This is a genomic window from Klebsiella sp. Q11 (assembly GCF_964241505.1).
Taxonomy (GTDB): domain Bacteria; phylum Pseudomonadota; class Gammaproteobacteria; order Enterobacterales; family Enterobacteriaceae; genus Klebsiella; species Klebsiella michiganensis.
Genome location: NZ_CAXSXW010000005.1, coordinates 50,628 through 73,543, shown reverse-complemented (window position 1 = coordinate 73,543; position 22,916 = coordinate 50,628). Strand labels below are relative to the sequence as shown.

The window sequence follows — 22,916 nt, the reverse complement described above, 5'->3', positions numbered from 1 at the left end:
CGTCACAGTCAAACATAAAAAAAGCCAGCAGGGGATGTGCTGGCAATTTTTCAAATATGAAAGTTATTGAATACCGTATTTCTTTTCAGTGACGAATTTTGGCTCTTGCCAATTGGGACCTTTTTTGACAAGCATTTTTTCGCCCCATACGACCACGCCTTTTTGACGCATCTGTTCAAAGGTCCTCATAAACTCCCCACTTTCTATTACTGAAAACTTATAACGACTGAAAAAACGATCCATTTGAGGATAACCAAAGCCATTCTCATTCCTTGTTAAGTAGAGAATAATATCCTCGAGCGTCTGCTCTGCTACTATACGTTCAAAATCAATCACTTTAACCCCCTTAACTCTTGTTCTTCTGCTGCTTTCAGCGCTTCTGGTGTATATAAAAGAGTTTCGCTATTACCTAATTTATAGTCCTCCAGAGTGGCTGTATGAGTATTATTCCATACCTCAGCTTCATTCGCTGGGAGAGCGCTATCTTTAACGCCAAGCTGTCTGTAGCGCTCCAGTTCTCTGACCTCATGAGTGTAGTATCTCTTATCGGTATCAGTAGCCTGTAGCTCACCTTTTAGAATTTTTTCTAGCCTGTCAATCATCACTTTATTGGCATCTGATTCAGCAAAACGACCTGTATGTAGTTTCACCTTATCAATGCCTGCACGGTCAATGATTGCCGCCTTCCAGTCCAGATTCTGAACCGGACCGCCTGCCTTTTCGGTGTTGTACGGACGATTACTGTATTTCCCTTTAGCATTGGTCTCGCCATAAGGCCCGTTCAGCATAACATAGATCGGCTCAACGCCCGTCCCCGTTACATCAGGCTGCCAGTAAATGAAATCCTGCAGTGGCGGGAGGTCTGCGGCCGGGAACGTGGTCGTGACGATACTGTCGGCCTGCTTAACCTCCGTGCCAGTATGTACAGGGGTCACCGGTGCCGGCGTACTGTTACCGGTGTGAGGCGGGGCAGCGGGCCCGACCGGCACAGGATTTACCAGAATGGTCCGCGACGGGGCGCCCGCCACGGCTGGTACAGTGATTTTATCAAGCCCTGTGGTCTTGTCACGCACGCCATTCAGTACAGGTACCGTGGCTGACACGCTGCCGAAACCGGTTTTCACCAGCATCACTGACTGTCTTCCGTTATCCTCCGTGGTAATAAATCCGCGTACCGGCAGGTCAACCATATTCATCCCTGGTTCGATATTCACCTTACCGGCCGTAAACAAGCGGGCCTGGGCAGCCATCATATCAATATCACGTCCAGGAACTTTACTATCATTACCGCCTCCTGCGGGTGGTGAGAAAAATATTGTCGATGCCGCAGCTACCATGGGACCAGCGGTACTGGCAGTGGCGATTTCAGCCACCGCGACAGCTCCCCGCCATAGTGCGCCTGCTATCGAACCCGCCCACTCGCTGAGCGCAGTAACAACTCCCTTACCTACACCGGACAACTGTATCCCGGACGGCGCTCTGTTAAGGACCGTTGCTACGGCTGCCGCCAGTTGAGCATTTGCATATTTCACCATTTCCGGTGTGTAAACAGGCGTGTCCTGAATTCCAACTTTGTCAAAAAGGGCCTTACGAGCTTCCTCTGCTTTATGAGCCTCCTCTGCTTTACGGGCCTCGTCTGCAATCTCGTCTTTGATTCTCTTCCATGTTTTAAATGCTTCAGTCAGAGACTTAACTTCTACTTTTTCCTTTCTGGAACCCGTACGGTCGTTTCCTTTTCCTCCACCATTAATTTCGAATATCACAATAACTTCAGTCATGATTTTTTCATTATCAACCCAGAATCCTGTGGGGATCTCCCCCTGCATGACAGAGGCGTAAGCTTCAAGTGACGTCTTGTTTTCAGCCAGATTTTCTGCACTGCCATTATTGCCGCTCGGCCTGCTATCGAAATCCCCGATTTTATGTCCGGTGTCAAAACTGCCAAAGGAATGAGGGCCATCAGTGCCAGTGATGGTGATAATTCCGCGCAGACCAAGTGCGAAAGTTTGATCAACTGTTAAACCATCGATTCCGATAGTCAGCATACCGCTTTGCGAAAGCTCACTGGTAAAAAGGTGCGCGTTCGGATTAATTGCTTTTGCCCCTTTAATTAAATCCGCCAGTCTCTGGCGTACTTTTGGGTCGCTTTTTACGGCAGCAATCTGTTTATCTGCAGCGGATAATGGGGCCGTATTCGGGTCATGATTACCGGAATTGCCGTTATTGCTGCCCCCCGGAGTCGAATTGTCACTCTGTTCATTAAGATTATCGCTACTACCACCTTTATATTCCCCGGCAATAGGCCCCGGACCATTCAATTCAGTTGTCATAGTGTTCAGCCTTAATCGGTTTTTTCACCGAGGAGGTAACCCGAAGGCCCGTCCCGTTTTCTTCAGCAGACAGACGGAAACTCTTTGTCACCGGCGGCGCATCATTATTATCATATTCATCCATGAATCAGCCCTCCCGGCCTACACGTTCTTCAAGCGCTGCCAGACGTCGTTCAAATGACTGTCTGGCTTCCTGCTCCTGAATCAACGCCTGACGTTCTTCTTTAAGCGCTTCAACAAGCAGGGCCACTACACCATTGATATTTATGCTGAGGGCATCCTTCAGCACACGGCCATCGTTTAAAATCACTTCAGTCCGAGAGACGGTTTGAGGTAGAACAGCCTCCACTTCTTGTGCGATAACGCCAGCTTCGCTAACTCCCTGCTTCAGGTAGGTGTAACCACTGATGCGATTCAGTTTTTCAAATGCATTATCGATTTTTTCAACCTGGGTTTTCATGCGTGCGTCAGAACTGCTGTGCCAGGCGCCATTAGTATAGGCATGACCATCATTACGGAACTCATACCAGCCCTGCGCGCCACCGTTGGCCACATGTAGGCCGAAGAAATGATGCTGGCCAATACGTTCAGAGTGATAGAGGTCTGCGGATAAATCTCCTGCCCCCTGAATGCATAAACCGTTCGTTATTCTGGCTGCGTTGTTATCTGCCTGGCGATAACCTTTCGCGACAAACCATCCGTCTGGATTGCGTTTAACATACTGACCTGCATCAAGTTCATTGTTAGGACGGACACGAAGCTCATTCCACTTTCCATGCCAGTCACGGTATGAAAGTAAGCCGTAATCATCATGACCGGCGTTAACCCGAGCCCCCATAAGCATTCTTGTAACGACGCTGCCAGTCTTGAAATCGGTATACATAGGGGCAGAGTCATAGGTTTGACCGTTAATAAGCGCATCTGGCCCGGTCAATGTGGTAAAAACTCCCGCATTGTGAGAAACCATGGCCCCGCCTGAAATATCCACACCATTACGAAGAGCAACGCGGCCAGTTTTGAGGTTAAAGGATAATGGGCGAAGGGTATTCCATTGCCCGTCTTGCGCCTGCCCCTCAGAGGTTACCAGGGCGTGAAAATCATTCCCGTCATTGCGCAGTATGACTCCCGTTTTGCTACCAGCCAGGCGGAACGCGTTCTGAGATTTAGAAACGACTTCACCATCTGTCACCACACGTTTACGCAATGTGGCCAATGATTTCATTTCTGAAATATCGTCGTTAACGCCATTTAAAATTTGCGCATTACTTTTTTGTTCAACCATTTAAATATTCCTTACCGAGGATTTAATTACTTACCGTATAAATATTCGAATATATGCATCCGGCACTTGCATCTGGATTTCCCAATAAATACCTGATTGCAACTCACTTAACTTAATTGCCCTTTACTCTCTCCGCGAGAACATTGAGAGGGTTAAATCATTAGATGTATACATATTCACTTCCTCCAGATTTCAGTTACTGAACGAATTAGATTAATAAAACAGAAAATTACATAGCTATCCGAGCCCTTAACCAACCATATATAAATGATTTATTAGCCTCACTTTTTTCTGCTAACTCCAGATAATACTGCCCCTGGCTACAGTTTAATGCCCGTAGCAGTACAAGCTCCCCTTCACTGCCTCTTCGAATAACATAATGGCTCAAGGCATTTAAGGTCCTGGGGCCAATAACACCATCAGTTATAAGATCCGGATAAAGTACCCCACGATGATTAAAAGCGTTTAACCAGCGTTGAAGCCACTTACCCGGCAGAACAGGCCCCATATTGACCCCGGCGTCACACAGTTTTTCAGCGATCGCGGTAGATATTTCAGCAACATGATCGAACCGGGGCGCAATCCAGTAGTCAGCGTTGAGAATATCCAGCGCCTGTTGGCGCGTCAGTTTTTGCATATCGCCATCATAACCATGAGCCCGTGCGGTGACTTGAGTAATCCCCCAGTTTGTCGGACCTCCTTTATCATCAGGATGATTTACATAACCGCCCTCCTTTTCCAGAATGGCATTAAAAATCTCATCTTTATTCATTTATTCCTCATTTATCGATTAAATGCGCAATATTCCCCCTCACCAGGAACACGGCAATAAAGACAAAAAAATTCACGGTAACAACCAACCAGTGGGTCGACGTATACAAGCCGAAGAGATAACGAAACGGTATGCTGGCATAGGTGATTACCAGTAAATAAGCCGTATACGATATCCATGGTCGATACCTTCTGTACCGGGCGCGCCGATAAAACATTAAGGTTAGGGTGATCAAAGCGCAGAGAACGGCATTAAGCAGCGCGGGAAGTTCATTTCCCATTCGGGCGCCCACTATTGTTGCGGGTTAGTATTTTGTAGAGGTCGGTTAGTTCTTGATTATTCAGGAACGTAAGTATCTTAATAATCAGCGCGGATATCAGCACGGCGCCTAACGCGTCTAAAGGTCGTTCATTGTATCCGGTCCAGATAGCCAGCTTCGTACCAATTAACCCGGAACCCAAAACGCCGACAATAAAAGAAGTCATAAAATAGGCGACGAGTCTAAAACGCGTGATATTAACCGCCGTCGCAACATAAAATACCGCGCCGGCAAAAGCCCCAAAAACAACGCCATAATCAATACCTGTCACCAGGCCAAACATACCAGCGCCCATTAATCCACCAGCAACAATTATCGACGTACCTGAAACAGGATCGGACATATACCCTCCCTTCTTTCACTATGAGTTATGATGGTAAATAACGAAGCGCAGGGTCATTTTTCCTGGCACTAAGGCGTTACCTCGCCGTTACTTTCTTTCTTTTTTGCAAACCAAGCGCATAAATTGCCCTCTGGAAGAGCCAGGTTCCTGGCTGCGCATACTGGTGTGCAAATTCTTGCTGATAAATGATGGTCGCTCGCTCAATTTGCCGTTTATATTCCTCGCGCTGCCAAAAAATATCCTGTGCCACAAATTTAATCGGCAATGCGTCCTCAATACGTTCAGGCGTATGGTGCTTCCCTTTTGCCTGAATCTGAGCGCGGGACGGAGTGGGCCGATGGATAAGATCTGAACTGAGCGTTTGCGGATTTTGTAAGTGGGAGCGCTGCGCGCGACGTCGGCCCGCAGCGGAGCCATTAAACGCGGTTTTACGGGACATTGCGGTCTCCTTTAATGGGCTTTGGCGGAATGCCTTCGGCAATCGGATCCTTGCCAATGGCTTCACCCCAAAGCGCACTGCGCCATGGCGCTGGCTTTTCAGCCACGTAGATTCAGTTATGAATCGTTGTATTTCATCATCCGGATAGTGCTGCCTATCAAGCTGATGACAAAAGAATACCTCAGGGTTATTTAAAAATAAATACCCATAGGTATACTTTATAAAAAAAAACAAATTAACCAGTTGAAAATATTGAAAATATTTTTGAAAAATAGTGGCCTGACGCGTAAAAACAGCTGAAAAGGTCCGAGGCGGGTAGTGTTGAACAGCGTGTCACTGGATTGGGGTGCGAAGCCGCAGGTATGCCCGGCGTACAGGAGGCATACCCGGGTAATGCTTATGGCTGAGATCAGGGTTTATGACAGAAACAGGATGGCGAAGCTGCGCGGCAATGAACGCCTTTAAACAAAGCGTTTAACGCTGTGGCTATAAATCACGCGACCAATGATCTTCAGATACTGTTCATGGCTTTCGCCAATCGTCCAGTCCGCATATTTGCTGTTATCCGAGTGAACGAGCAGCCCATCCGCCGTGAACTGAAGACGTTTCACCAGCACCGCGCCTTTAAAAGAAAAGACATAAATGCCGTCACCTTCAAAGTAGTCTTTCGAGACATCGACAAAAATGTAGTCACCGGTCTCAATGGTGCCGGACATGCTATCGCCGGAGACCGTGATCACCTTGATATGCTCTGCGGGCCGGTTACCAAAAAGCCGCAGCGCGCCGGCAGAGTCATAGGTGATGCTATTCACCGTTTCATCAACCTCACTGGAGACAATGCAGCCCGGCCCTGCGCTGGCCTGGGCATCCAGAACCTCAATGACATATGGCATCTGCGGCGAATCCTCTACCGGTTCTCGCTCGATATCAATATTCCCGGTGATACCGTCCATCCATCCGCGGGGCAGATTGAACGAAGATTCAATAAGTTCGACCATCTCGTCAGCTATCCTTTTCTTTTGCTTTTTGCCTTCGGGGTAGAGCATCCTTGAGACGTAAGAAGGCTCCCGTCCAAGGGTTCGGGCCACATCAACAGCCTTACCGCCGCATAAATTATCACGGATATAGAGCAAGCGCTGTCGTCTGATTTCGTATTTATCCATCGCAATGATTCTAACGCCATTTACCATCAGGTATCTAAAATATAGCAAAGCTCGAATAAATTACCTACAGGTAATTAAGGTAGTGTTGTCGGTCAGGAGGCTTTGACTGGCGAAATTCGCCACACTGCTACTTATGGAAAAATGACGCCACTGATTTTGGTGTAGGGTGTCGTTCATACGTAGGCACCTATGTAATACCTTGAATTAATTTATCTGAACTATGGATTTTGTCGCTACTGGAGATCAAAAAATCATGTTCCTCTGGGGTCTATACTTAAACAGTGATTCACAAACCCGGTCACCCTGCCCGTAGCGATGCAGGTAACGCAACCCCGTTACCAGGCAGGTGAGATACGAACTTATCCGCTACCGGTGGAATCGCGCCGATAGCGGTTTCGCAGAAGAGCTCAGCGAGTGCTCAGCGTGTATCAATGGGCATAAAAACTTTTTTATCAAAAATTTAGCAATGTGAGTATTGATATGATCACTATCGACGGTAATGGCGCGGTTGCTTCAGTCGCGTTTCGCACCAGTGAAGTTATCGCCATCTACCCGATCACGCCCAGCTCCACGATGGCGGAGCAGGCGGACGCCTGGGCGGGCAACGGGCTGAAAAACGTCTGGGGCGATGTTCCCCGCGTCGTCGAAATGCAGTCGGAAGCCGGGGCAATCGGCGCCGTACACGGCGCGCTGCAAACTGGCGCCCTCTCGACCTCTTTTACTTCATCGCAGGGTTTACTGCTGATGATCCCGACGCTGTACAAACTGGCCGGCCAGCTGATGCCGTTTGTTCTGCACGTCGCCGCCCGCACCGTGGCAACCCACGCGCTCTCCATATTCGGCGATCACTCGGACGTCATGGCCGTGCGTCAGACCGGCTGCGCGATGCTCTGCGCCAGCAGCGTCCAGGAAGCCCAGGACTTTGCGCTGATTTCGCATATCGCCACGCTGCAAAGCCGGGTGCCATTTATTCATTTCTTTGATGGTTTCCGCACCTCGCACGAAATCAACAAAATCGCCCCGCTGGCGGACGATACCCTTCTCAGCCTGCTGCCGCAGGATAAAATCGATGAACATCGCCAGCGCGCCCTGAACCCCGAACATCCGGTAATCCGCGGCACCTCAGCGAATCCGGATACCTACTTCCAGTCACGTGAAGCAACTAACCCGTGGTACGACGCGGTTTACGCGCACGTTGAAACGGCGATGAACGATTTTGCCGCCGCCACCGGGCGTCAGTACAAACCGTTTGAGTTCTACGGCCATCCACAAGCCGAGCGCGTTATCGTGATTATGGGCTCCGCAATCGGCACCTGTGAGGAAGTGGTTGATGAACTGCTGAGCCGCGGTGAAAAAGTCGGTGTACTGAAAGTTCGTCTTTACCGCCCCTTCTCCGCAGCCCACCTGCTGGAAGCGCTGCCGGTAAGCGCCCGCGCCGTAGCGGTGCTTGACCGCACCAAGGAACCGGGCGCCCAGGCTGAGCCGCTGTATCTCGACGTGATGACCGCGCTGGCGGAAGCCTTCAACCGCGGCGAGCGAGAAACCCTGCCGCGTACCATTGGCGGCCGCTACGGTCTCTCTTCAAAAGAGTTCGGGCCGGAGTGCGTCCTGGCGATATTCAACGAACTGAGCGCCGCTAAACCCAAGCCGCGCTTTACCGTCGGCATCTACGATGACGTCACCAATCTTTCGCTGCCGCTGGTAGAAAACACGCTGCCGTCGGAGGCGAAGCTGGAAGCCCTGTTTTACGGGCTCGGCAGCGACGGTAGCGTCTCGGCCACCAAAAACAATATCAAGATTATCGGTAACTCGACGCCGTGGTTCTCGCAGGGCTATTTCGTCTATGATTCGAAAAAGGCCGGCGGCCTGACGGTTTCCCATCTGCGCGTTAGCGAGAAGCCGATTCGTTCTTCCTATCTGATTTCGCAGGCGGATTTCGTCGGCTGCCACCAGCTGCAGTTTATCGACAAGTATCAGATGGTTGAACGCCTGAAGCCCGGCGGTATTTTCCTGCTCAACACGCCTTACGGCGCCGAAGAGGTCTGGTCGCGTCTGCCGCAGGAAGTCCAGGCCACGCTGAATCAGAAAAAAGCGCGGTTTTATATCGTTAACGCGGCAAAAATCGCCCGCGAGTGTAGCCTGGGGGCGCGTATCAACACCGTCATGCAGATGGCCTTTTTCCATCTGACGCAGATCCTGCCGGGCGATAGCGCGCTGGCGGAGCTGCAGGGGGCGATTGCTAAAAGCTACAGCAGCAAAGGTCAGGAGCTGGTCGAACGCAACTGGCAGGCGCTGGCCCTGGCCCGCGAATCGCTGGCGGAAGTGCCGCTGCAGCAGGTCGATGCCAACAGCCCGAACCGCCCGCCGGTCGTCTCCGACGCCGCGCCGGATTTCGTCAAAACCGTAACCGCCGCCATGCTGGCCGGGCTCGGCGATGCGCTTCCGGTCTCCGCCCTGCCGCCGGACGGTACCTGGCCGATGGGCACCACCCGCTGGGAAAAACGCAATATCGCCGAAGAGATCCCTATCTGGAAAGAAGAACTTTGCACCCAGTGTAACCACTGCGTGGCCGCCTGCCCGCACTCGGCAATCCGCGCGAAAGTGGTCTCCCCGGACGCGATGGAAAATGCCCCGGCCAGCCTGCATTCTCTGGACGTTAAATCCCGCGATATGCGCGGCCAGAAGTACGTTCTGCAGGTCGCGCCTGAAGATTGCACCGGCTGTAATCTCTGCGTCGAGGTTTGTCCGGCCAAAGACAGGCAGAACCCGGAAATCAAGGCCATCAATATGATGTCGCGCCTTGAACATGTTGAAGAAGAGAAAGTGAATTATGACTACTTCCTCAATCTGCCGGAAATGGACCGCAGCAAGCTGGAGCGTATCGATATCCGCACCTCGCAGCTGATCAGCCCGCTGTTCGAATACTCCGGCGCCTGCTCCGGCTGCGGCGAAACGCCGTATATCAAGCTGCTGACTCAGCTCTACGGCGACCGGATGCTGATTGCCAACGCCACCGGTTGTTCATCGATTTACGGCGGCAACCTGCCTTCCACGCCCTACACCACCGATGCCAACGGCCGCGGGCCGGCGTGGGCTAACTCGCTGTTCGAGGATAACGCCGAGTTTGGTCTCGGTTTCCGCCTCACCGTCGATCAGCACCGTCAGCGCGTAATGCGTCTGCTGTCGCAGTTCGCCGATAAACTTCCGCCCGCGCTTAACGACGCGCTGCACGCGGAAGCAACGCCTGAAGTACGCCGCGAACAGGTGGCCGAGCTGCGTAAGGTTCTGGCAAATGAAGCCGACGCGAAAGAGCTGCTAACCGACGCCGACGCGCTGGTCGAGAAATCGATCTGGCTAATCGGTGGCGATGGCTGGGCCTACGATATCGGCTTCGGCGGTCTTGACCACGTGCTGAGCCTGACCGAAAACGTCAATATTCTGGTGCTCGATACCCAATGCTATTCCAACACCGGCGGCCAGGCATCAAAAGCCACCCCGCTGGGGGCGGTCACCAAGTTTGGCGAACACGGTAAGCGCAAGGCGCGCAAAGACCTCGGCGTCAGCATGATGATGTACGGCCACGTTTACGTCGCGCAGATTTCCCTTGGCGCGCAGCTGAACCAGACGGTAAAAGCGATTCAGGAAGCGGAAGCGTATCCGGGCCCGTCGCTGATTATTGCCTACAGCCCTTGCGAAGAACACGGTTACGATCTGGCGCTGAGCCACGATCAGATGCGTCAGCTGACCGCGACCGGATTCTGGCCGCTGTATCGCTTTGACCCACGTCGCGCCGATGAAGGTAAACTTCCGCTGGCGCTGGACTCCCGTCCGCCGTCAGACGCGCTGGCAGAAACGCTCCTGAACGAGCAGCGCTTCCGCCGCCTTAACGCGCAGCAGCCGGAAGTCGCGGAACAGCTGTGGAAGGATGCGACGGCGGATTTACAAAAACGCTATGACTTCCTTGCCCAGCTGGCCGGTAAGGTGGAAAAACCGGCAACCGAAAGCTAATTTACTGACGTTTTTTAGCCACCCATAAAAAAAGCCCGAATATTCATTCGGGCTTGTCATTTTACCGCTCAATAAAAACCATTCTCAGGAACGGAGGGCAACATAAATTCTTAGATGACAATAAAAGGCATATAACGGGCGGATAATACGATATTAAAATCACCGTGTATAATTTTTATTTTGTATGTATTTCACAAAATCATTCATTCTAACTATCACCATTTCAGTTGAATTATTTATTTTAGATTTTACTCATATCGTAACAATTGATATTTACCATATCTTAATTTGCTCATTTAGCATGAGTTCACTTCCCAGGAGGAAGCTAAAACAAAAACCGTTAAAGGATTGTCTAAATGAAAAGAAAAGTACTGGCCCTCGTTATCCCGGCATTGTTAGCTGCTGGCGCTGCTCACTCTGCTGAGATTTATAATAAAGACGGAAATAAACTGGACCTCTATGGCAAGGTAGATGGTCTGCATTATTTCTCCGATGATTCATCTAAAGATGGCGATCAATCCTACGTCCGTCTTGGCTTCAAAGGCGAAACTCAGATTAACGATCAGCTGACCGGCTACGGTCAGTGGGAATATAACGTTCAGGCGAACAACACCGAAGGCGCCGACAACCAGTCCTGGACCCGTCTGGCGTTTGCGGGTCTGAAATTCGCTAACTACGGTTCATTCGACTATGGCCGTAACTACGGCGTACTGTACGACGTAGAAGGCTGGACCGATATGCTGCCAGAGTTCGGCGGCGACTCCTACACCCAGGCCGATAACTTTATGACCGGCCGCGCTAACGGCGTAGCGACCTACCGTAACAATGACTTCTTCGGTCTGGTTAACGGCCTGAACTTCGCCCTGCAGTATCAGGGTAAAAATGAAAACGCCGGCAGCGGCGAAGGCACCAACAACGGCGATCGCAGCGTACGTAACGCCAACGGCGACGGTTTTGGTCTGTCAACTTCTTATGATTTCGGTATGGGTATCAGCGCTGCCGCCGCCTACACCTCTTCTGACCGTACCAACGATCAGATGACCCAAACTACCGCACAGGGCGATAAAGCGGAAGCCTGGACTACCGGCCTGAAATACGATGCCAACAATATTTACCTGGCAACCATGTATTCCGAAACCCGCAACATGACGCCATACGGTAACGGCAACGGCGTCGCCAATAAAACCCAGAACTTTGAAGTAACTGCGCAGTATCAGTTCGACTTTGGTCTGCGTCCGGCGGTCTCTTTCCTGATGTCTAAAGGTAAAGATTTGAGCAAAACCGATGGTGACAAAGATCTGGTTAAATATGCTGACATTGGTGCGACTTATTACTTCAACCGTAATATGTCCACCTACGTTGATTACAAAATCAACCTGCTGGACGAAGACGATAGCTTCTATTCCAACAACGGCATCTCTACCGATGACGTGGTTGCTTTAGGCCTGGTTTACCAGTTCTAATCTGCGGGCCCGCTGGCAACGGCGGGCTTTCACTTCCCCTCCCGGCCATCGACTGCATTCAAAGCAAAACAATATATCAATTGCTTTAAAATAATCGACCGATGAATGTTATATTGCTACCAGGAACCGCCGTAGCCGTAGAGGACGCCCGCCATGTACCATCATCCCGTGAAATCATCCCGTATCCATTCCATCGCCTACGATGAGTCCTCCGGTATTCTTGAAATTCGTTTTCGCGATAACAAAACCCTACAGTATCTCGGCGTCCCGCCGCGCATTTTCCGCGACTTTCTCCAGGTGGTTTCTAAAGGCCGTTTTTACGACGGCGTGATCAAAGGAAAATTTACTGAACGCCGCCGTGCCTGATGGCGAAAGTGTGATTGCGCTCAATGTACAATAATCAACTGGATGGCCTACACTTTAAGTGGTTACTTAAACAGGAGGTTTTATGAACAGAATGATTCTTGTGCCCATCGATATTTCCGATACAGAATTAACCGATCGCGTTATCAAGCATGTTGAAGCTGAAGCCAGAATCGATGATGCCGAGGTGCATTTCCTGACCGTCATTCCCTCCCTTCCCTATTACGCTTCGCTGGGAATGGCTTACACCGCAGAGCTGCCGGCGATGGATGACCTCAAAGCCGAATCGGAATCGCGGCTGAAAGAGATTGTGAAAAAGTTTACTATTCCGGAAGACCGTGTCCATTTACACGTTTCCGAGGGTTCGCCAAAAGATAAAATCCTTGCTATGGCGAAGTCTCTCCCCGCGGATCTGGTGATCATTTCTTCGCACCGTCCCGATATCACCACCTATCTGCTGGGCTCTAACGCCGCCGCCGTTGTCCGCCATGCGGAATGTTCGGTGCTGGTCGTGCGGTAAACCTACTCTGCCCGCCGCTGTGCGGGCTTTTTTTCCGCAATCTGAGCACTGGACCGTACCCGGAGCATCGCAGATAGGGGAATCATTTACCTGGTACTATAAAAATTAGTACGTTGTGTCTTTTTCATTTTGCTGTATAAAACCTTTGCCCGAACATGGGTATGTTTTACAACAATTATAGGGATGAAATGAAAAAGTTAATTATGGTAGTTTTCGCCGCAGCCGCTATTTCTGGTTGCGCCCAGCAGAGCTTCTCGGTAAATCCTGGCGTCACCGTTCAACCTCAGCAGGTCACCACTCACCACTTCTTTGTCAGCGGCATTGGCCAGTCGAAGCAAATTGATGCTGCCAAAGTCTGCGGCGGCGCCGACAAAGTTGTCCGTACTGAAGTGCAGCAGACTTTTGTTAACGGCCTGCTGGGTTTTGTCACCCTGGGTATTTATACTCCGCGTGAAGCGCGCGTCTATTGCGCTAAATAATTGCCGGCGGCAGGCATCATCATTGCCTGCCCTTTTCCCTTTCGGTTCAATCGCCTTCTCTTCGCCCGGACAAACTCATCTTTTCGCGCCCCTACCTGAAGGTTACCTGATGCATTCGTGAATCGTATCTTTGTTCGTGGCGGATTTTGCGCCACAGGTAGAGCATACGAGGAGATAAATGAAATGCCGGCACACGAGGATAAGCGCCTTGCATTTACCTCCGGTTTTTAGCAATTCCTGGGCGATCCCTTTGCGCTTGCCACAATCCATCCTCTGAAGCATTCGGGTGATATGTCCGTGGATAATGGCGTGCCCCCAGAGCGGGAGACACTCCATACTGATTAAGCGCGCTCCGGGATTAGCGAGTTTTGCTGGCTATATCCACGAGCGGTAATGATTTAGAATCGATATTGAAGACCGGCTGTGATGGTATAGTTTTTATTCGCAATGCCGGCAGCATCTCCTCCAATTGAAGCTGATTCACCGCTATAGGTGTCAATAATCTGAGTGCCTCCCTTGCCCTCTTCATATTTGCTATAGGTGAATTCAGCAAAAACTTTGGCATGAGGCGTGACGTAATACCCGGCATCAATCGATGTACCATAATAACGCGAATTAGTTGATTTCTCGCGAAAGGTCAGCTCACGCATATAGTGTTCGTCGTTATCATGAGCTCTGACCCAATCACTGAATTTAAACAAGGCATTAAACTCAAAGTCATTGATACGATATTGACCCGCGAGACCGATATAGGGCATGGAGAATCTCTGGCTGTATCCTATCCCACGCTCACCGGTCGGAAAATTGCCAGTCGTCGCACCGTTATCATAATTGTAAGAACCTCCGGTAGCCGTCCAGCTGAAACGCGTTTCCTGATAACCCGCAATTACGCCCGCTTTATAATTGTCGTCCTGGAAAAGCCAGCCCTGCACGCTGAGATCGTATTCATTGGCATAATTGACATTGGTGCTGGGATGAGATGAATGATCTGTCCAACCGGACTGGTTATCGTTCATCCAGTCATAGTCATCCATATGTCCTGAGCCTGAAGCCAACGACGTCCAGCCTCGGGCGGTCAGCGTCAAAAAGGAGTAGGCATCCCATGAGATATCACCTTTCACAATGGCGACATTCTTTATTTTCCAGTCAAGTTGACTGACCTTTCGCCCCGTATCCGCGTCATAAACTCTCTCCTGTGATTTCCCACTCAGCATCCCTGCAGACGTCGATACAGTAAAACTTTCCGCAGAAAAGTTTGGACTTAGCTGCATTGACTCGGCATAAGCTGATCCTGAAAAAATCGCTATCATCATTACTGCAACGGTACTTTTTTTCATTTTTATTCCCATAATCAAAGTTAATCCATAAGTTGCAGTGAAAGTTTAAATCTCATAAAAATATCAGGCAACTGTCAATTTTTGTAATTGCCTTATTCATAATCCGAGAAATTCGAATGTGGACTGGATAAGCGCTTCGTTTTGCAAGGAAAAACCCCATTGAGTAGGCACATATTCAGATTATTATCAGGAAAAAACCCAACTGCTCTGGCGTTGTAGGGAATCAGTCTGTAGCAGGTTATTTTTACTCAAACTTTACCGCTGTTATTCACCTGCGCCAAATACCTTCGCTGTGTAATTATCAGGATGCAAATAATTATATCGCGATCCTGGCGGATTATAGCAAAAGCAGGAACAAGGCCCCTGCTTTAAAAAAACCGAGGTACCTTGCCAACGCTTTTTGATTATCGCGAACAATAAATTCTCGCACCCTTTTACCAGATACCGTCCATCACCGGGCATGTGACGCTGGCGTGCCTATAAACGACGTTTTTTCTGCCCGGAAGGGGGATTGAGGCCAAAACTTCGCCGCACTATCGTTAGCAGATGGAAAGCCGCCGTAAAACGCGCTGGCATTCGTCGTCGGAATCCGTACCATACGCGACATACTTTTGCCTGCTGGCTGCTGTAAGCCGGTGCTAACCATTGTTAACCAGATGGGGCATGAAAACGCAATAAATGGTGTTCAAAGTCGACAGTACAGGGATGGATGAAATGAACGGCGATCGGCTATCAATGCCTGACGCCAGGCTTGCACCGTGATGTTAACTTTGCCCCTTACATGCCTTTTCGTTTCAGAGAACGTTTATAATGCTTGATAATCAGCAAGTTACAAAGAAAGAAAAATACAATATCGACAAATTGCAGAAGCGCCTGCGCCGTAACGTCGGCGAGGCGATCGCTGATTTTAATATGATTGAAGAAGGCGACCGAATCATGGTTTGCCTCTCCGGCGGTAAAGACAGCTACACCATGCTGGAGATTTTGCGCAACTTGCAGAAAAGCGCGCCAATTTCCTTCTCCCTGGTGGCGGTCAACCTCGATCAAAAACAGCCGGGCTTCCCCGAGCATATCCTGCCGGAATATCTTGAGCAGCTGGGCGTTGAATACAAGATTGTTGAAGAAAATACCTACGGTATTGTTAAAGAAAAAATTCCGGAAGGTAAAACCACCTGCTCGCTCTGCTCACGTCTGCGCCGCGGCATTCTTTACCGCACCGCTTCTGAGCTGGGCGCGACCAAAATCGCCCTCGGCCACCACCGCGACGACATCCTGCAGACTCTGTTTCTGAATATGTTCTACGGCGGGAAGATGAAAGGGATGCCGCCGAAGCTGATGAGCGATGACGGTAAACATATCGTGATTCGCCCGCTGGCCTACTGCCGGGAAAAAGATATTGAGCGTTTCTCCCAGGCGAAAGGTTTTCCGATTATCCCGTGCAACCTGTGCGGCTCGCAGCCCAACCTCCAGCGCCAGGTCATTGCCGACATGCTTCGTGACTGGGACAAACGCTATCCAGGGCGCATCGAAACGATGTTTAGCGCGATGCAGAACGTGGTGCCTTCCCACCTCAGCGACGTTAACCTGTTCGACTTTAAAGGCATTCAGCACGGCTCGGCGGTCGTTGACGGCGGCGATCTGGCGTTCGATCGTGAAGAGATTCCGATGCAGCCGGCCGGCTGGCAGCCGGAAGAAGATGACGCGCAGCTGGATGAGCTGCGCCTGAACGTTGTGGAAGTAAAATAACGTCTTTGCGTCTCAGGCACGCGCCTGAGACGCCTTTTCCGCGCTTATTTCAGCAAACGAACCCGGCAGGCTTTACCTTTAATTTTCCCGTTTTGTAGCTGCTTAAACGCTTTATGCGCGACGCCCTGACGCACAGCAACGTAGACATGCGCCGGATGAACGGCGATTTTACCGATATCTGCGCCCTCAAGACCGATATCACCGGTCAACGCCCCCAGCACATCGCCCGCGCGCATCTTCGCTTTTTTGCCGCCATCAATGCATAGCGTGGCCATCTCTGCCTGCAGTGGCACAACGTTGCTATTCGTCGGCCCACTCATCCAGTTGAGCTTCATTTGCAGCATTTCGGCAAGGATATTTGCGCGCTGCGCCTCTTCCGGCGCGCAGAGGCTAATCGCCAGGCCGCTTTCACCGGCGCGGGCGGTACGACCAATACGGTGTACGTGAACCTCCGGATCCCAGGCCAGTTCATAGTTCACCACCAGCTCAAGCGACTTGATATCTAACCCGCGCGCAGCAACATCGGTCGCCACCAGCACGCGCGCGCTCCCGTTAGCAAAGCGCACCAGCGTCTGGTCGCGATCGCGCTGTTCAAGGTCGCCATGCAGCGACAGCGCGCTTTGCCCGGCGGCGTTTAGCGAGTCGCAGACGGCCTGACAATCTTTTTTGGTGTTGCAGAACACCACGCAGGAGGCAGGCTGATGCTGGCTCAACAGCTTTTGCAGCAGCGCGATTTTGCCGTGTTGCGAGGTTTCAAAAAACTGCTGCTCGATAGCCGGCAGTGCATCAACGGCGTCAATTTCAATAGTCTGCGGGTTGTTTTGTACGCGGCCGCTGATTGCCGCTATCGCTTCCGGCCATGTAGCGGAAAACAGCAGCGTCTGGCGCGAAGCCGGCGCAAAGCGGATCACTTCATCAATGGCATCGCTAAAGCCCATATCCAGCATGCGGTCCGCTTCGTCCATCACCAGCGTTTGTAGGGCATCTAACGATACGGTGCCCTTTTGCAGGTGATCGAGCAACCGCCCCGGCGTAGCAACGATAATATGCGGCGCATGCTGTAGCGAATCGCGCTGGGCGCCAAAGGGCTGGCCGCCGCAGAGGGTTAAAATTTTGATATTCGCCATGAAGCGCGCCAGCCGACGCAGCTCGCCGGCGACCTGATCCGCCAGCTCGCGGGTCGGGCACAGCACCAGCGACTGCGTCTGGAACAGCGAGGCGTCAACGTGCTGAAGTAGCCCGAGGCCGAATGCCGCCGTTTTACCGCTGCCGGTTTTTGCCTGCACGCGGACATCTTTACCCGCAAGAATCGCCGGCAAAGCCGCGGCCTGAACCGGGGTCATCGAAAGATACCCCAGTTCATTCAGGTTAGTTAGCTGGGCGGCGGGCAAAACATTCAGAGTTGAAAAAGCGGTCACAATTATTTCTCGCATTACATTTAGGGGCGGACAATCTGCTGGCGCGTATCGTCGCAGATCTCCGCTCCCGATGCGACAATTTAATCGGCTCATCGTCAGGCGGCGGGTCGGGTAACGGGCGCGGGCGAGGTTTGGGATCGTGGACCGGTACCGGATCGTTGGGTTCCGGCGGAATGGGAATTGAGTTCAGCTGTTTATTACGCATATTGACTCCCGGTTGTGGGCGGGTACACCCGTTAAGCGTAGAAGCTGAGAAACAGAGCGCAAAAAAAAAGCCGACTCATTAAAGTCGGCGTCGTACGAATCAATTGTGCTATGCAGTAAATCAAAAAAGGAAGTAAGACAATATGGAGCGCAACGCCCATCGCTTGACGTTGCATTCACCTGCGAGAGAGATATTGCCCTGAATGGGTAGATGGTTTATTGATTTCGCTCAAACATTGCCGGGTTTTCACCATCATCATCGCGACAAAAGACGATTCTTTACAGCCATTTACTACGATGCAACCACCATGTAACACCCCCAATGAGAACGACTAACATTAGGCAGAAAATGGCAAAACCCATATGCCAGCTGTTGCCGGGAATGCCGCCGAGGTTGACGCCAAAGAGACCGGTTAAAAAGGTACTGGGCAGAAAAACCATGGCCATCAACGACATCGTATAGGTTCTTCGCGATAGCGACTCCTGCATAATCTGAGCGATCTCATCGCTCATAATCGCCGTGCGGGCGATGCAGCTATCAATCTCATCCAGACCTCGCCCCAGACGTTCGGCAATATCCTGCATCCGGCGCCGGTGATCGTCCGTCATCCACGGCAGACGCTCGCTGGCTAATCTGGCATACACATCGCGCTGCGGCGCCATATAGCGGCGCATGACGATAAGCTGTTTACGCAACAGCGCCAGGAAACCGCGCGGCGGAACCTGCTGATCCAATAAATCATCTTCCAGATCGATAATCCGGTCGTGAAGCTGCTCGATAAACTCGCTGGCGTGATCGGTCAGCGCATCGCAGACCTCCACCAGCCAGCCGCCGCCGTCAACCGGACCGTTGCCCTCGCGCAAATCGCCGAGCACATCGTCCAGCGCCAGGACTTTGCGCTGCCGGGTAGAGACAATTAAGCGCTCATCCATATAAAGACGCATCGCGACCAGCTGGTCCGGGCGCTCATCGGTACTGCCATTGATGCAGCGCAGCGTGATTAACGCCCCATCGCCAATCCTCGTCACTCGCGGACGAGTGCTCTCCCCGGCCAGCGCGTCACGCACGTTATTGGGCAGCAGCGGCGTCGATGCCAGCCATTCCGCGCTATCCACATGGGTATAGTTGAGATGCAGCCAACAAGGATGCTCTTTATCAATGGTGTCACTATCGACCAACGGCTTTACGCCGCCCTGCCCGTCGAACACCCATGCAAAAACGGCATCCGGCACGTTCAGTTCCGATCCCTTAATGGCGTCCACTGGACCTCCGTTAACTCATGCACATTTCCGTAGTCTAGCCTTACGCGACGGTTACGCAAGAGCTAATCAGGGCATGCTGCTGAATTCACTGGCGAAAAGCGGGAGGGCTGAAAAAAAGAACCCGCCGGCGGCGGGTTGCTGATGAACTTTGCAATACGGTGCCTAACCTGCATTATCACCTGCCGCCAGACGCTGGGCTGACGGGAAGGCAGGCTAGCAGGAGCCGTTCATTTTTTCTCTTCTGCGTATTGACGAGCGTTGTCATGCAAATTAGTACACATTGCTTTTTCCTCCATTTTAGTAAGCAAAATAAGAATAGAGCGATCTTGCCGGTTTGCAAGTTTAAGAATTATCTTTCGCAACCCAGCGTGCGTTATCCAGATGACGCAGCAATAGTACGAGGTCTAAATCATTGCGTAGATCAAATTTAGACATAATAAGACGCTTGTGGGCAAAAACCGTTTTATTGCAAAGCGATAGCTTTCTGGCAATCGTGTTCACCGTTAACCCCTGATAAATCGCCGCCGCGATGATTCTCTGCTGCGGGGAAAGCGTCCTCTGCGGGCAACTATCGCACCGTAGCGCCAGCTTTTCTTTTGCTGACGGAGGCGTCAGAACCCATGAAAGTTTAATTTTCGCAATAACCTGAGAGAGCTTTTCATCGCGCCCAACAAAAACTATCTCCTTCAAGCAGAGCGGCAAAACGCCTTTCCCTCGATGATTTAGCCTGGCAACCACGCCGATCAGCAATCCCGGTTTACGGTTTAACAACTCTGGATGACATACGAACTCTTCCCCGCGGCATAAATCCAGTACGACGACGTCTGCATCACGCACGAGCCGTTCGTTAAGCGATGCGGTGACCTGTGTAGAGAATGAGTATTCCGGGAAGAGCGCCTGCAATAAAAAATGAAATCCCAAATTAAAGAACTGATTATTATTTTTAATAACAATATTCAACATCGATTTAGCCTGCTGACGAAAGTAAATCAAGTATTATCCAGATAGCTAACGATACGCACAGTACAGCTATCGTCGTTTTAAAAAACACGATATAAATAAACATTATTTTTTGACCTGAGAACGGGCACTCAACGAACTTTAAGTAAAATAGCTATCTGGCGTGACGGGCATTCCCCTCACCAATTAACTTCGAGGTGCCCCATCCGGGATTAATATTTTCAGCATTCAACCCAAACGGAAATAGTGAGAAAACGTCATGCCATCCATATGAATTATATTTCTGCCAACCGGACCGTCGCCAGCAAGTCCAGCTCACGACGAAGCGCTAGCAAAAACCAGCGCTATCGCTGCTGATAGTGAATTTTGATATAAACACACTCATTAACTCAAGTTATTTCTCGGTATCATTTTAGACTATTCATCGCTTGTCTTTTTCTGCAATCCCGACTTATCGCCTCCACGCCTCGTGGATTCAAACGGTGACTTCAGCCCTTGATCAAGCCATCCCGTATAAAAGTCTTCATTAACTCATCCCCGCAGCCGCGCGTTGTGCGGATTTCTTTTTCCGCAAAATGCTGTATTATGCAAGTTATTGCAGCATTTTGCGGATTCAAACGATGCATAAAACGGCCAGGCAAAAATATCTTATTGATATTCTCAGTGAAAAAGGCCAGATCACGATCAGTGAGCTGGTAGACAGACTGCAGGTTTCTGCAGATACGCTGCGCCGGGATCTTAGCGACCTCGAAAAACAGGGGCTCGCCCAGAAAAACCACGGCGGCGCTATCGCGCTCAATCTCTCCGCCATGAATCGGCAGAACAGGAATACCCTGCTACCGGATACCAAGAAGCGCTTAGGTAAAATGGTGGCGGAGAAGATCCCCGGCGGATCCACGCTGTTTCTTGACGCCGGGAGCACCGTGCTGGCCGTCGCCACCCAGATACAGGGTCCAATGACGGTCATTACCCCCTCTTTAGATATTGCCCAGCACTTCAGCACCCGTGCGGATATTCAGCTTATTTTGCTGGGGGGGAAATGGGATATGCAGCAGCGCCTGTTTGCCGGTAGCGCTACGGTTTCGCTGCTGGAACGCTATCGGGCGGATATCGCTGTTCTCGGCACCTGCGCGCTCCACGCCGACCTCGGCCTCAGCGCCAGTCAGGAGGCGGATGCTGAAGTCAAGCGCGCCATGCTGGCGGCCAGCGCGGAACATTGGCTGGTTGCCGATCATATGAAACTGAATCACTGCGAGCCCTGGCTGGTTGCCGGACTCGCCGACATCCATCAGCTCTTCCTCGATCGCCCCTGGGACGAACTGAAGGATAACGACTCAATACAGCTCCATATCGCTGATGCTTAATAACGCGGAGATGCTTATGACTACCGGTAAGAACATTAATATTGCCCTGATTGGCTACGGCTTCGTCGGCAAAACTTTCCACGCCCCGCTGATCCAGTCCGTCGACGGCCTGAATCTGGCGATTGTCGCCTCGCGTGATGAAGAGAAAGTGAAACGTGACCTGCCAGAAGTCACCGTCATCGCATCGCCTGAAGAGGCCATCCAGCATCCGGATGTCGATCTGGTGGTTATCGCCTCTCCTAACGCAACCCATGCTCCGCTTGCCCGTCTGGCTTTACACGCCGGCAAGCACGTCGTCGTCGACAAACCCTTTACCCTCGATATGCAGGAGGCTCGCGAACTGATTGCCCTCGCGGAAGAGAAACAGCGGGTACTGTCGGTATTCCATAACCGCCGCTGGGACAGCGATTATCTGGGCGTGAAGCAGGTTATCGAACAGGGGCTCATCGGCAAAGTTAAACATTTTGAATCCCATTTCGACCGATTCCGCCCGGAAGTGCGCGTCCGCTGGCGGGAGCAGAACGTACCGGGCAGCGGCCTGTGGTTTGATTTAGGTCCACATCTGATCGACCAGACCCTGCAACTGTTCGGCCTGCCGCAGTCGGTGCAGGGGAATATCGCCACCCTGCGTGAAGGCGCGGAAATCAACGACTGGGCGCACGTGGTGCTGAACTATCCGCAGCACAAAGTGGTTCTGCACTGCAGCATGCTGGTCGCGGGCGGCGTATCCCGCTTTACCGTCCATGGTGATAAAGGTAGCGTTGTCAAACAACGCGCTGACCAGCAGGAGAGCCAGCTGCTGGCGGGCGTGGTCCCGGGCAGCGAAAGCTGGGGCGAAGACGACGATAGCCTGGTGGTGTTTGATGCCAACCTGCGCGCCAGTGAAATCAGCGCGCCACGAGGCGATCAGCGCCAGTACTATATTCACGTCCGCGATGCGCTGACCGGCAAAATCAGCAACCCGGTATCGCCCTTAGAAGCGCTCGCCGTCATGGCGGTACTGGAAGCCGCAGCGCAGTCTGCCGAAAGCGGGACAACGCAAACTTTAGCGCTGACCGCCGATGAACTGGCGGGCCTGAAATAAGCGCTGCGCGATATGTTTGACGGTTTGTCGTCCGGAGCGCTGCTCCGGATAACCACTCC

Annotated in this window: 21 protein-coding genes and 2 pseudogenes; 9 read left to right on the top strand and 14 right to left on the bottom strand. The window is 51.5% G+C overall.

Annotation, left to right across the window (positions count from 1 at the left end):
* Positions 1 to 63: 63 nt before the first annotated feature.
* The 9 genes from ACESQ2_RS09360 to ACESQ2_RS09320 all read right to left on the bottom strand — a co-directional run bounded on the left by ACESQ2_RS09360 (position 64) and on the right by ACESQ2_RS09320 (position 6,648).
* Positions 64 to 336 carry a hypothetical protein gene (locus ACESQ2_RS09360; RefSeq protein ID WP_032720805.1) on the bottom strand — a complete coding sequence of 91 codons (273 nt, stop codon included), beginning with the start codon at positions 334 to 336 and terminating at the stop codon, positions 64 to 66.
* Complete coding sequence (locus ACESQ2_RS09355; protein WP_224260716.1) at positions 333 to 2,330, bottom strand: S-type pyocin domain-containing protein; 1,998 nt, start codon at positions 2,328 to 2,330, stop codon at positions 333 to 335. Before ACESQ2_RS09355 ends, ACESQ2_RS09360 begins: the two co-directional genes overlap by 4 nt.
* Positions 2,320 to 2,454 (bottom strand): hypothetical protein, encoded by a 135-nt coding sequence (locus ACESQ2_RS09350; protein WP_256681588.1) that lies wholly within the window; start codon positions 2,452 to 2,454, stop codon positions 2,320 to 2,322. Before ACESQ2_RS09350 ends, ACESQ2_RS09355 begins: the two co-directional genes overlap by 11 nt.
* 3 nt (positions 2,455 to 2,457) lie before the next feature.
* The gene (locus ACESQ2_RS09345) at positions 2,458 to 3,612 is read right to left on the bottom strand and encodes a tail fiber domain-containing protein (protein WP_032720806.1); all 1,155 of its coding nucleotides are present in this window, start codon (positions 3,610 to 3,612) and stop codon (positions 2,458 to 2,460) included.
* Positions 3,613 to 3,841: 229 nt separating this feature from the next.
* Complete coding sequence (locus ACESQ2_RS09340) at positions 3,842 to 4,384, bottom strand: glycoside hydrolase family 108 protein (protein ID WP_004850338.1); 543 nt, start codon at positions 4,382 to 4,384, stop codon at positions 3,842 to 3,844.
* 7 nt (positions 4,385 to 4,391) lie between these two features.
* Positions 4,392 to 4,664, bottom strand: coding sequence for a phage holin family protein (locus tag ACESQ2_RS09335; RefSeq protein ID WP_032749344.1), 273 nt, complete (start codon positions 4,662 to 4,664; stop codon positions 4,392 to 4,394).
* A complete protein-coding gene (locus ACESQ2_RS09330) occupies positions 4,654 to 5,046 on the bottom strand; it encodes a phage holin family protein (protein WP_025107970.1) in 393 nt (130 codons plus the stop codon). The genes ACESQ2_RS09335 and ACESQ2_RS09330 overlap by 11 nt, the downstream gene beginning before the upstream one ends.
* 76 nt (positions 5,047 to 5,122) lie before the next feature.
* On the bottom strand, positions 5,123 to 5,485 hold the full coding sequence (locus tag ACESQ2_RS09325) for a hypothetical protein (RefSeq protein WP_014229124.1): 363 nt from the start codon (positions 5,483 to 5,485) through the stop codon (positions 5,123 to 5,125).
* Positions 5,486 to 5,946: 461 nt separating this feature from the next.
* Positions 5,947 to 6,648 (bottom strand): S24 family peptidase, encoded by a 702-nt coding sequence (locus tag ACESQ2_RS09320; RefSeq protein ID WP_046877232.1) that lies wholly within the window; start codon positions 6,646 to 6,648, stop codon positions 5,947 to 5,949.
* Between the two features lie 480 nt (positions 6,649 to 7,128).
* On the opposite strand from ACESQ2_RS09320, the gene nifJ reads away from it, so the two are divergent.
* The 5 genes from nifJ to ACESQ2_RS09295 all read left to right on the top strand — a co-directional run bounded on the left by nifJ (position 7,129) and on the right by ACESQ2_RS09295 (position 13,481).
* The gene (nifJ, locus tag ACESQ2_RS09315) at positions 7,129 to 10,656 is read left to right on the top strand and encodes a pyruvate:ferredoxin (flavodoxin) oxidoreductase (RefSeq protein ID WP_038424419.1); all 3,528 of its coding nucleotides are present in this window, start codon (positions 7,129 to 7,131) and stop codon (positions 10,654 to 10,656) included.
* 356 nt (positions 10,657 to 11,012) lie between these two features.
* Positions 11,013 to 12,119 carry a porin OmpC gene (ompC, locus tag ACESQ2_RS09310; protein WP_025107973.1) on the top strand — a complete coding sequence of 369 codons (1,107 nt, stop codon included), beginning with the start codon at positions 11,013 to 11,015 and terminating at the stop codon, positions 12,117 to 12,119.
* 153 nt (positions 12,120 to 12,272) lie between these two features.
* On the top strand, positions 12,273 to 12,485 hold the full coding sequence (locus tag ACESQ2_RS09305) for a KTSC domain-containing protein (protein ID WP_025107974.1): 213 nt from the start codon (positions 12,273 to 12,275) through the stop codon (positions 12,483 to 12,485).
* 82 nt (positions 12,486 to 12,567) lie between these two features.
* A complete protein-coding gene (gene uspF / locus ACESQ2_RS09300; RefSeq protein WP_004101601.1) occupies positions 12,568 to 13,002 on the top strand; it encodes a universal stress protein UspF in 435 nt (144 codons plus the stop codon).
* A 188-nt stretch (positions 13,003 to 13,190) separates the two neighbouring features.
* Positions 13,191 to 13,481 carry a Bor family protein gene (locus tag ACESQ2_RS09295; protein ID WP_014229121.1) on the top strand — a complete coding sequence of 97 codons (291 nt, stop codon included), beginning with the start codon at positions 13,191 to 13,193 and terminating at the stop codon, positions 13,479 to 13,481.
* Between the two features lie 398 nt (positions 13,482 to 13,879).
* Here ACESQ2_RS09295 and ACESQ2_RS09290 read toward each other — a convergent pair whose 3' ends face one another.
* A complete protein-coding gene (locus ACESQ2_RS09290; protein ID WP_046877317.1) occupies positions 13,880 to 14,818 on the bottom strand; it encodes an omptin family outer membrane protease in 939 nt (312 codons plus the stop codon).
* Between the two features lie 541 nt (positions 14,819 to 15,359).
* Between ACESQ2_RS09290 and ACESQ2_RS09285 the strand changes: the two are divergent.
* Positions 15,360 to 15,580 (top strand): annotated as a pseudogene (locus ACESQ2_RS09285) (site-specific integrase); the annotation flags it as partial.
* Between the two features lie 48 nt (positions 15,581 to 15,628).
* The gene (gene ttcA / locus ACESQ2_RS09280) at positions 15,629 to 16,564 is read left to right on the top strand and encodes a tRNA 2-thiocytidine(32) synthetase TtcA (RefSeq protein WP_004850317.1); all 936 of its coding nucleotides are present in this window, start codon (positions 15,629 to 15,631) and stop codon (positions 16,562 to 16,564) included.
* 44 nt (positions 16,565 to 16,608) lie between these two features.
* Here the strand turns inward: ttcA and dbpA are convergent, their stop codons facing one another.
* The 4 genes and pseudogenes from dbpA to ACESQ2_RS09260 form a co-directional block, all read right to left on the bottom strand.
* Positions 16,609 to 17,982 (bottom strand): ATP-dependent RNA helicase DbpA, encoded by a 1,374-nt coding sequence (gene dbpA, locus ACESQ2_RS09275; protein WP_032749350.1) that lies wholly within the window; start codon positions 17,980 to 17,982, stop codon positions 16,609 to 16,611.
* 40 nt (positions 17,983 to 18,022) lie between these two features.
* Positions 18,023 to 18,187, bottom strand: a pseudogene (locus ACESQ2_RS09270) (hypothetical protein); the annotation flags it as partial.
* 278 nt (positions 18,188 to 18,465) lie between these two features.
* Positions 18,466 to 19,449, bottom strand: coding sequence for a zinc transporter ZntB (gene zntB / locus ACESQ2_RS09265; protein WP_004850311.1), 984 nt, complete (start codon positions 19,447 to 19,449; stop codon positions 18,466 to 18,468).
* A gap of 342 nt (positions 19,450 to 19,791) precedes the next feature.
* Positions 19,792 to 20,412 (bottom strand): LuxR C-terminal-related transcriptional regulator, encoded by a 621-nt coding sequence (locus tag ACESQ2_RS09260; RefSeq protein ID WP_014229117.1) that lies wholly within the window; start codon positions 20,410 to 20,412, stop codon positions 19,792 to 19,794.
* Positions 20,413 to 21,029: 617 nt separating this feature from the next.
* Between ACESQ2_RS09260 and ACESQ2_RS09255 the strand changes: the two genes are divergently transcribed.
* Positions 21,030 to 21,773 carry a DeoR/GlpR family DNA-binding transcription regulator gene (locus ACESQ2_RS09255; protein WP_014229116.1) on the top strand — a complete coding sequence of 248 codons (744 nt, stop codon included), beginning with the start codon at positions 21,030 to 21,032 and terminating at the stop codon, positions 21,771 to 21,773.
* Positions 21,766 to 22,857 (top strand): oxidoreductase, encoded by a 1,092-nt coding sequence (locus tag ACESQ2_RS09250; protein ID WP_373170324.1) that lies wholly within the window; start codon positions 21,766 to 21,768, stop codon positions 22,855 to 22,857. The genes ACESQ2_RS09255 and ACESQ2_RS09250 overlap by 8 nt, the downstream gene beginning before the upstream one ends.
* The last annotated feature ends 59 nt before the right edge of the window (positions 22,858 to 22,916 follow it).

Excerpts from the sequence above, each read along its gene's own strand:
- ACESQ2_RS09355 (WP_224260716.1), bottom strand. The coding sequence starts at position 2,330 with ATGACAACTGAATTGAATGGTCCGGGGCCTATTGCCGGGGAATATAAA.
- ACESQ2_RS09350 (WP_256681588.1), bottom strand. The coding sequence starts at position 2,454 with ATGGATGAATATGATAATAATGATGCGCCGCCGGTGACAAAGAGTTTC.
- ACESQ2_RS09345 (WP_032720806.1), bottom strand. The coding sequence starts at position 3,612 with ATGGTTGAACAAAAAAGTAATGCGCAAATTTTAAATGGCGTTAACGAC.
- ACESQ2_RS09340 (WP_004850338.1), bottom strand. The coding sequence starts at position 4,384 with ATGAATAAAGATGAGATTTTTAATGCCATTCTGGAAAAGGAGGGCGGT.
- ACESQ2_RS09335 (WP_032749344.1), bottom strand. The coding sequence starts at position 4,664 with ATGGGAAATGAACTTCCCGCGCTGCTTAATGCCGTTCTCTGCGCTTTG.
- ACESQ2_RS09330 (WP_025107970.1), bottom strand. The coding sequence starts at position 5,046 with ATGTCCGATCCTGTTTCAGGTACGTCGATAATTGTTGCTGGTGGATTA.
- ACESQ2_RS09325 (WP_014229124.1), bottom strand. The coding sequence starts at position 5,485 with ATGTCCCGTAAAACCGCGTTTAATGGCTCCGCTGCGGGCCGACGTCGC.
- ACESQ2_RS09320 (WP_046877232.1), bottom strand. The coding sequence starts at position 6,648 with ATGGATAAATACGAAATCAGACGACAGCGCTTGCTCTATATCCGTGAT.
- nifJ (WP_038424419.1), top strand. The coding sequence starts at position 7,129 with ATGATCACTATCGACGGTAATGGCGCGGTTGCTTCAGTCGCGTTTCGC.
- ompC (WP_025107973.1), top strand. The coding sequence starts at position 11,013 with ATGAAAAGAAAAGTACTGGCCCTCGTTATCCCGGCATTGTTAGCTGCT.
- ACESQ2_RS09305 (WP_025107974.1), top strand. The coding sequence starts at position 12,273 with ATGTACCATCATCCCGTGAAATCATCCCGTATCCATTCCATCGCCTAC.
- uspF (WP_004101601.1), top strand. The coding sequence starts at position 12,568 with ATGAACAGAATGATTCTTGTGCCCATCGATATTTCCGATACAGAATTA.
- ACESQ2_RS09295 (WP_014229121.1), top strand. The coding sequence starts at position 13,191 with ATGAAAAAGTTAATTATGGTAGTTTTCGCCGCAGCCGCTATTTCTGGT.
- ACESQ2_RS09290 (WP_046877317.1), bottom strand. The coding sequence starts at position 14,818 with ATGAAAAAAAGTACCGTTGCAGTAATGATGATAGCGATTTTTTCAGGA.
- ttcA (WP_004850317.1), top strand. The coding sequence starts at position 15,629 with ATGCTTGATAATCAGCAAGTTACAAAGAAAGAAAAATACAATATCGAC.
- ACESQ2_RS09260 (WP_014229117.1), bottom strand. The coding sequence starts at position 20,412 with ATGTTGAATATTGTTATTAAAAATAATAATCAGTTCTTTAATTTGGGA.
- ACESQ2_RS09255 (WP_014229116.1), top strand. The coding sequence starts at position 21,030 with ATGCATAAAACGGCCAGGCAAAAATATCTTATTGATATTCTCAGTGAA.
- ACESQ2_RS09250 (WP_373170324.1), top strand. The coding sequence starts at position 21,766 with ATGCTTAATAACGCGGAGATGCTTATGACTACCGGTAAGAACATTAAT.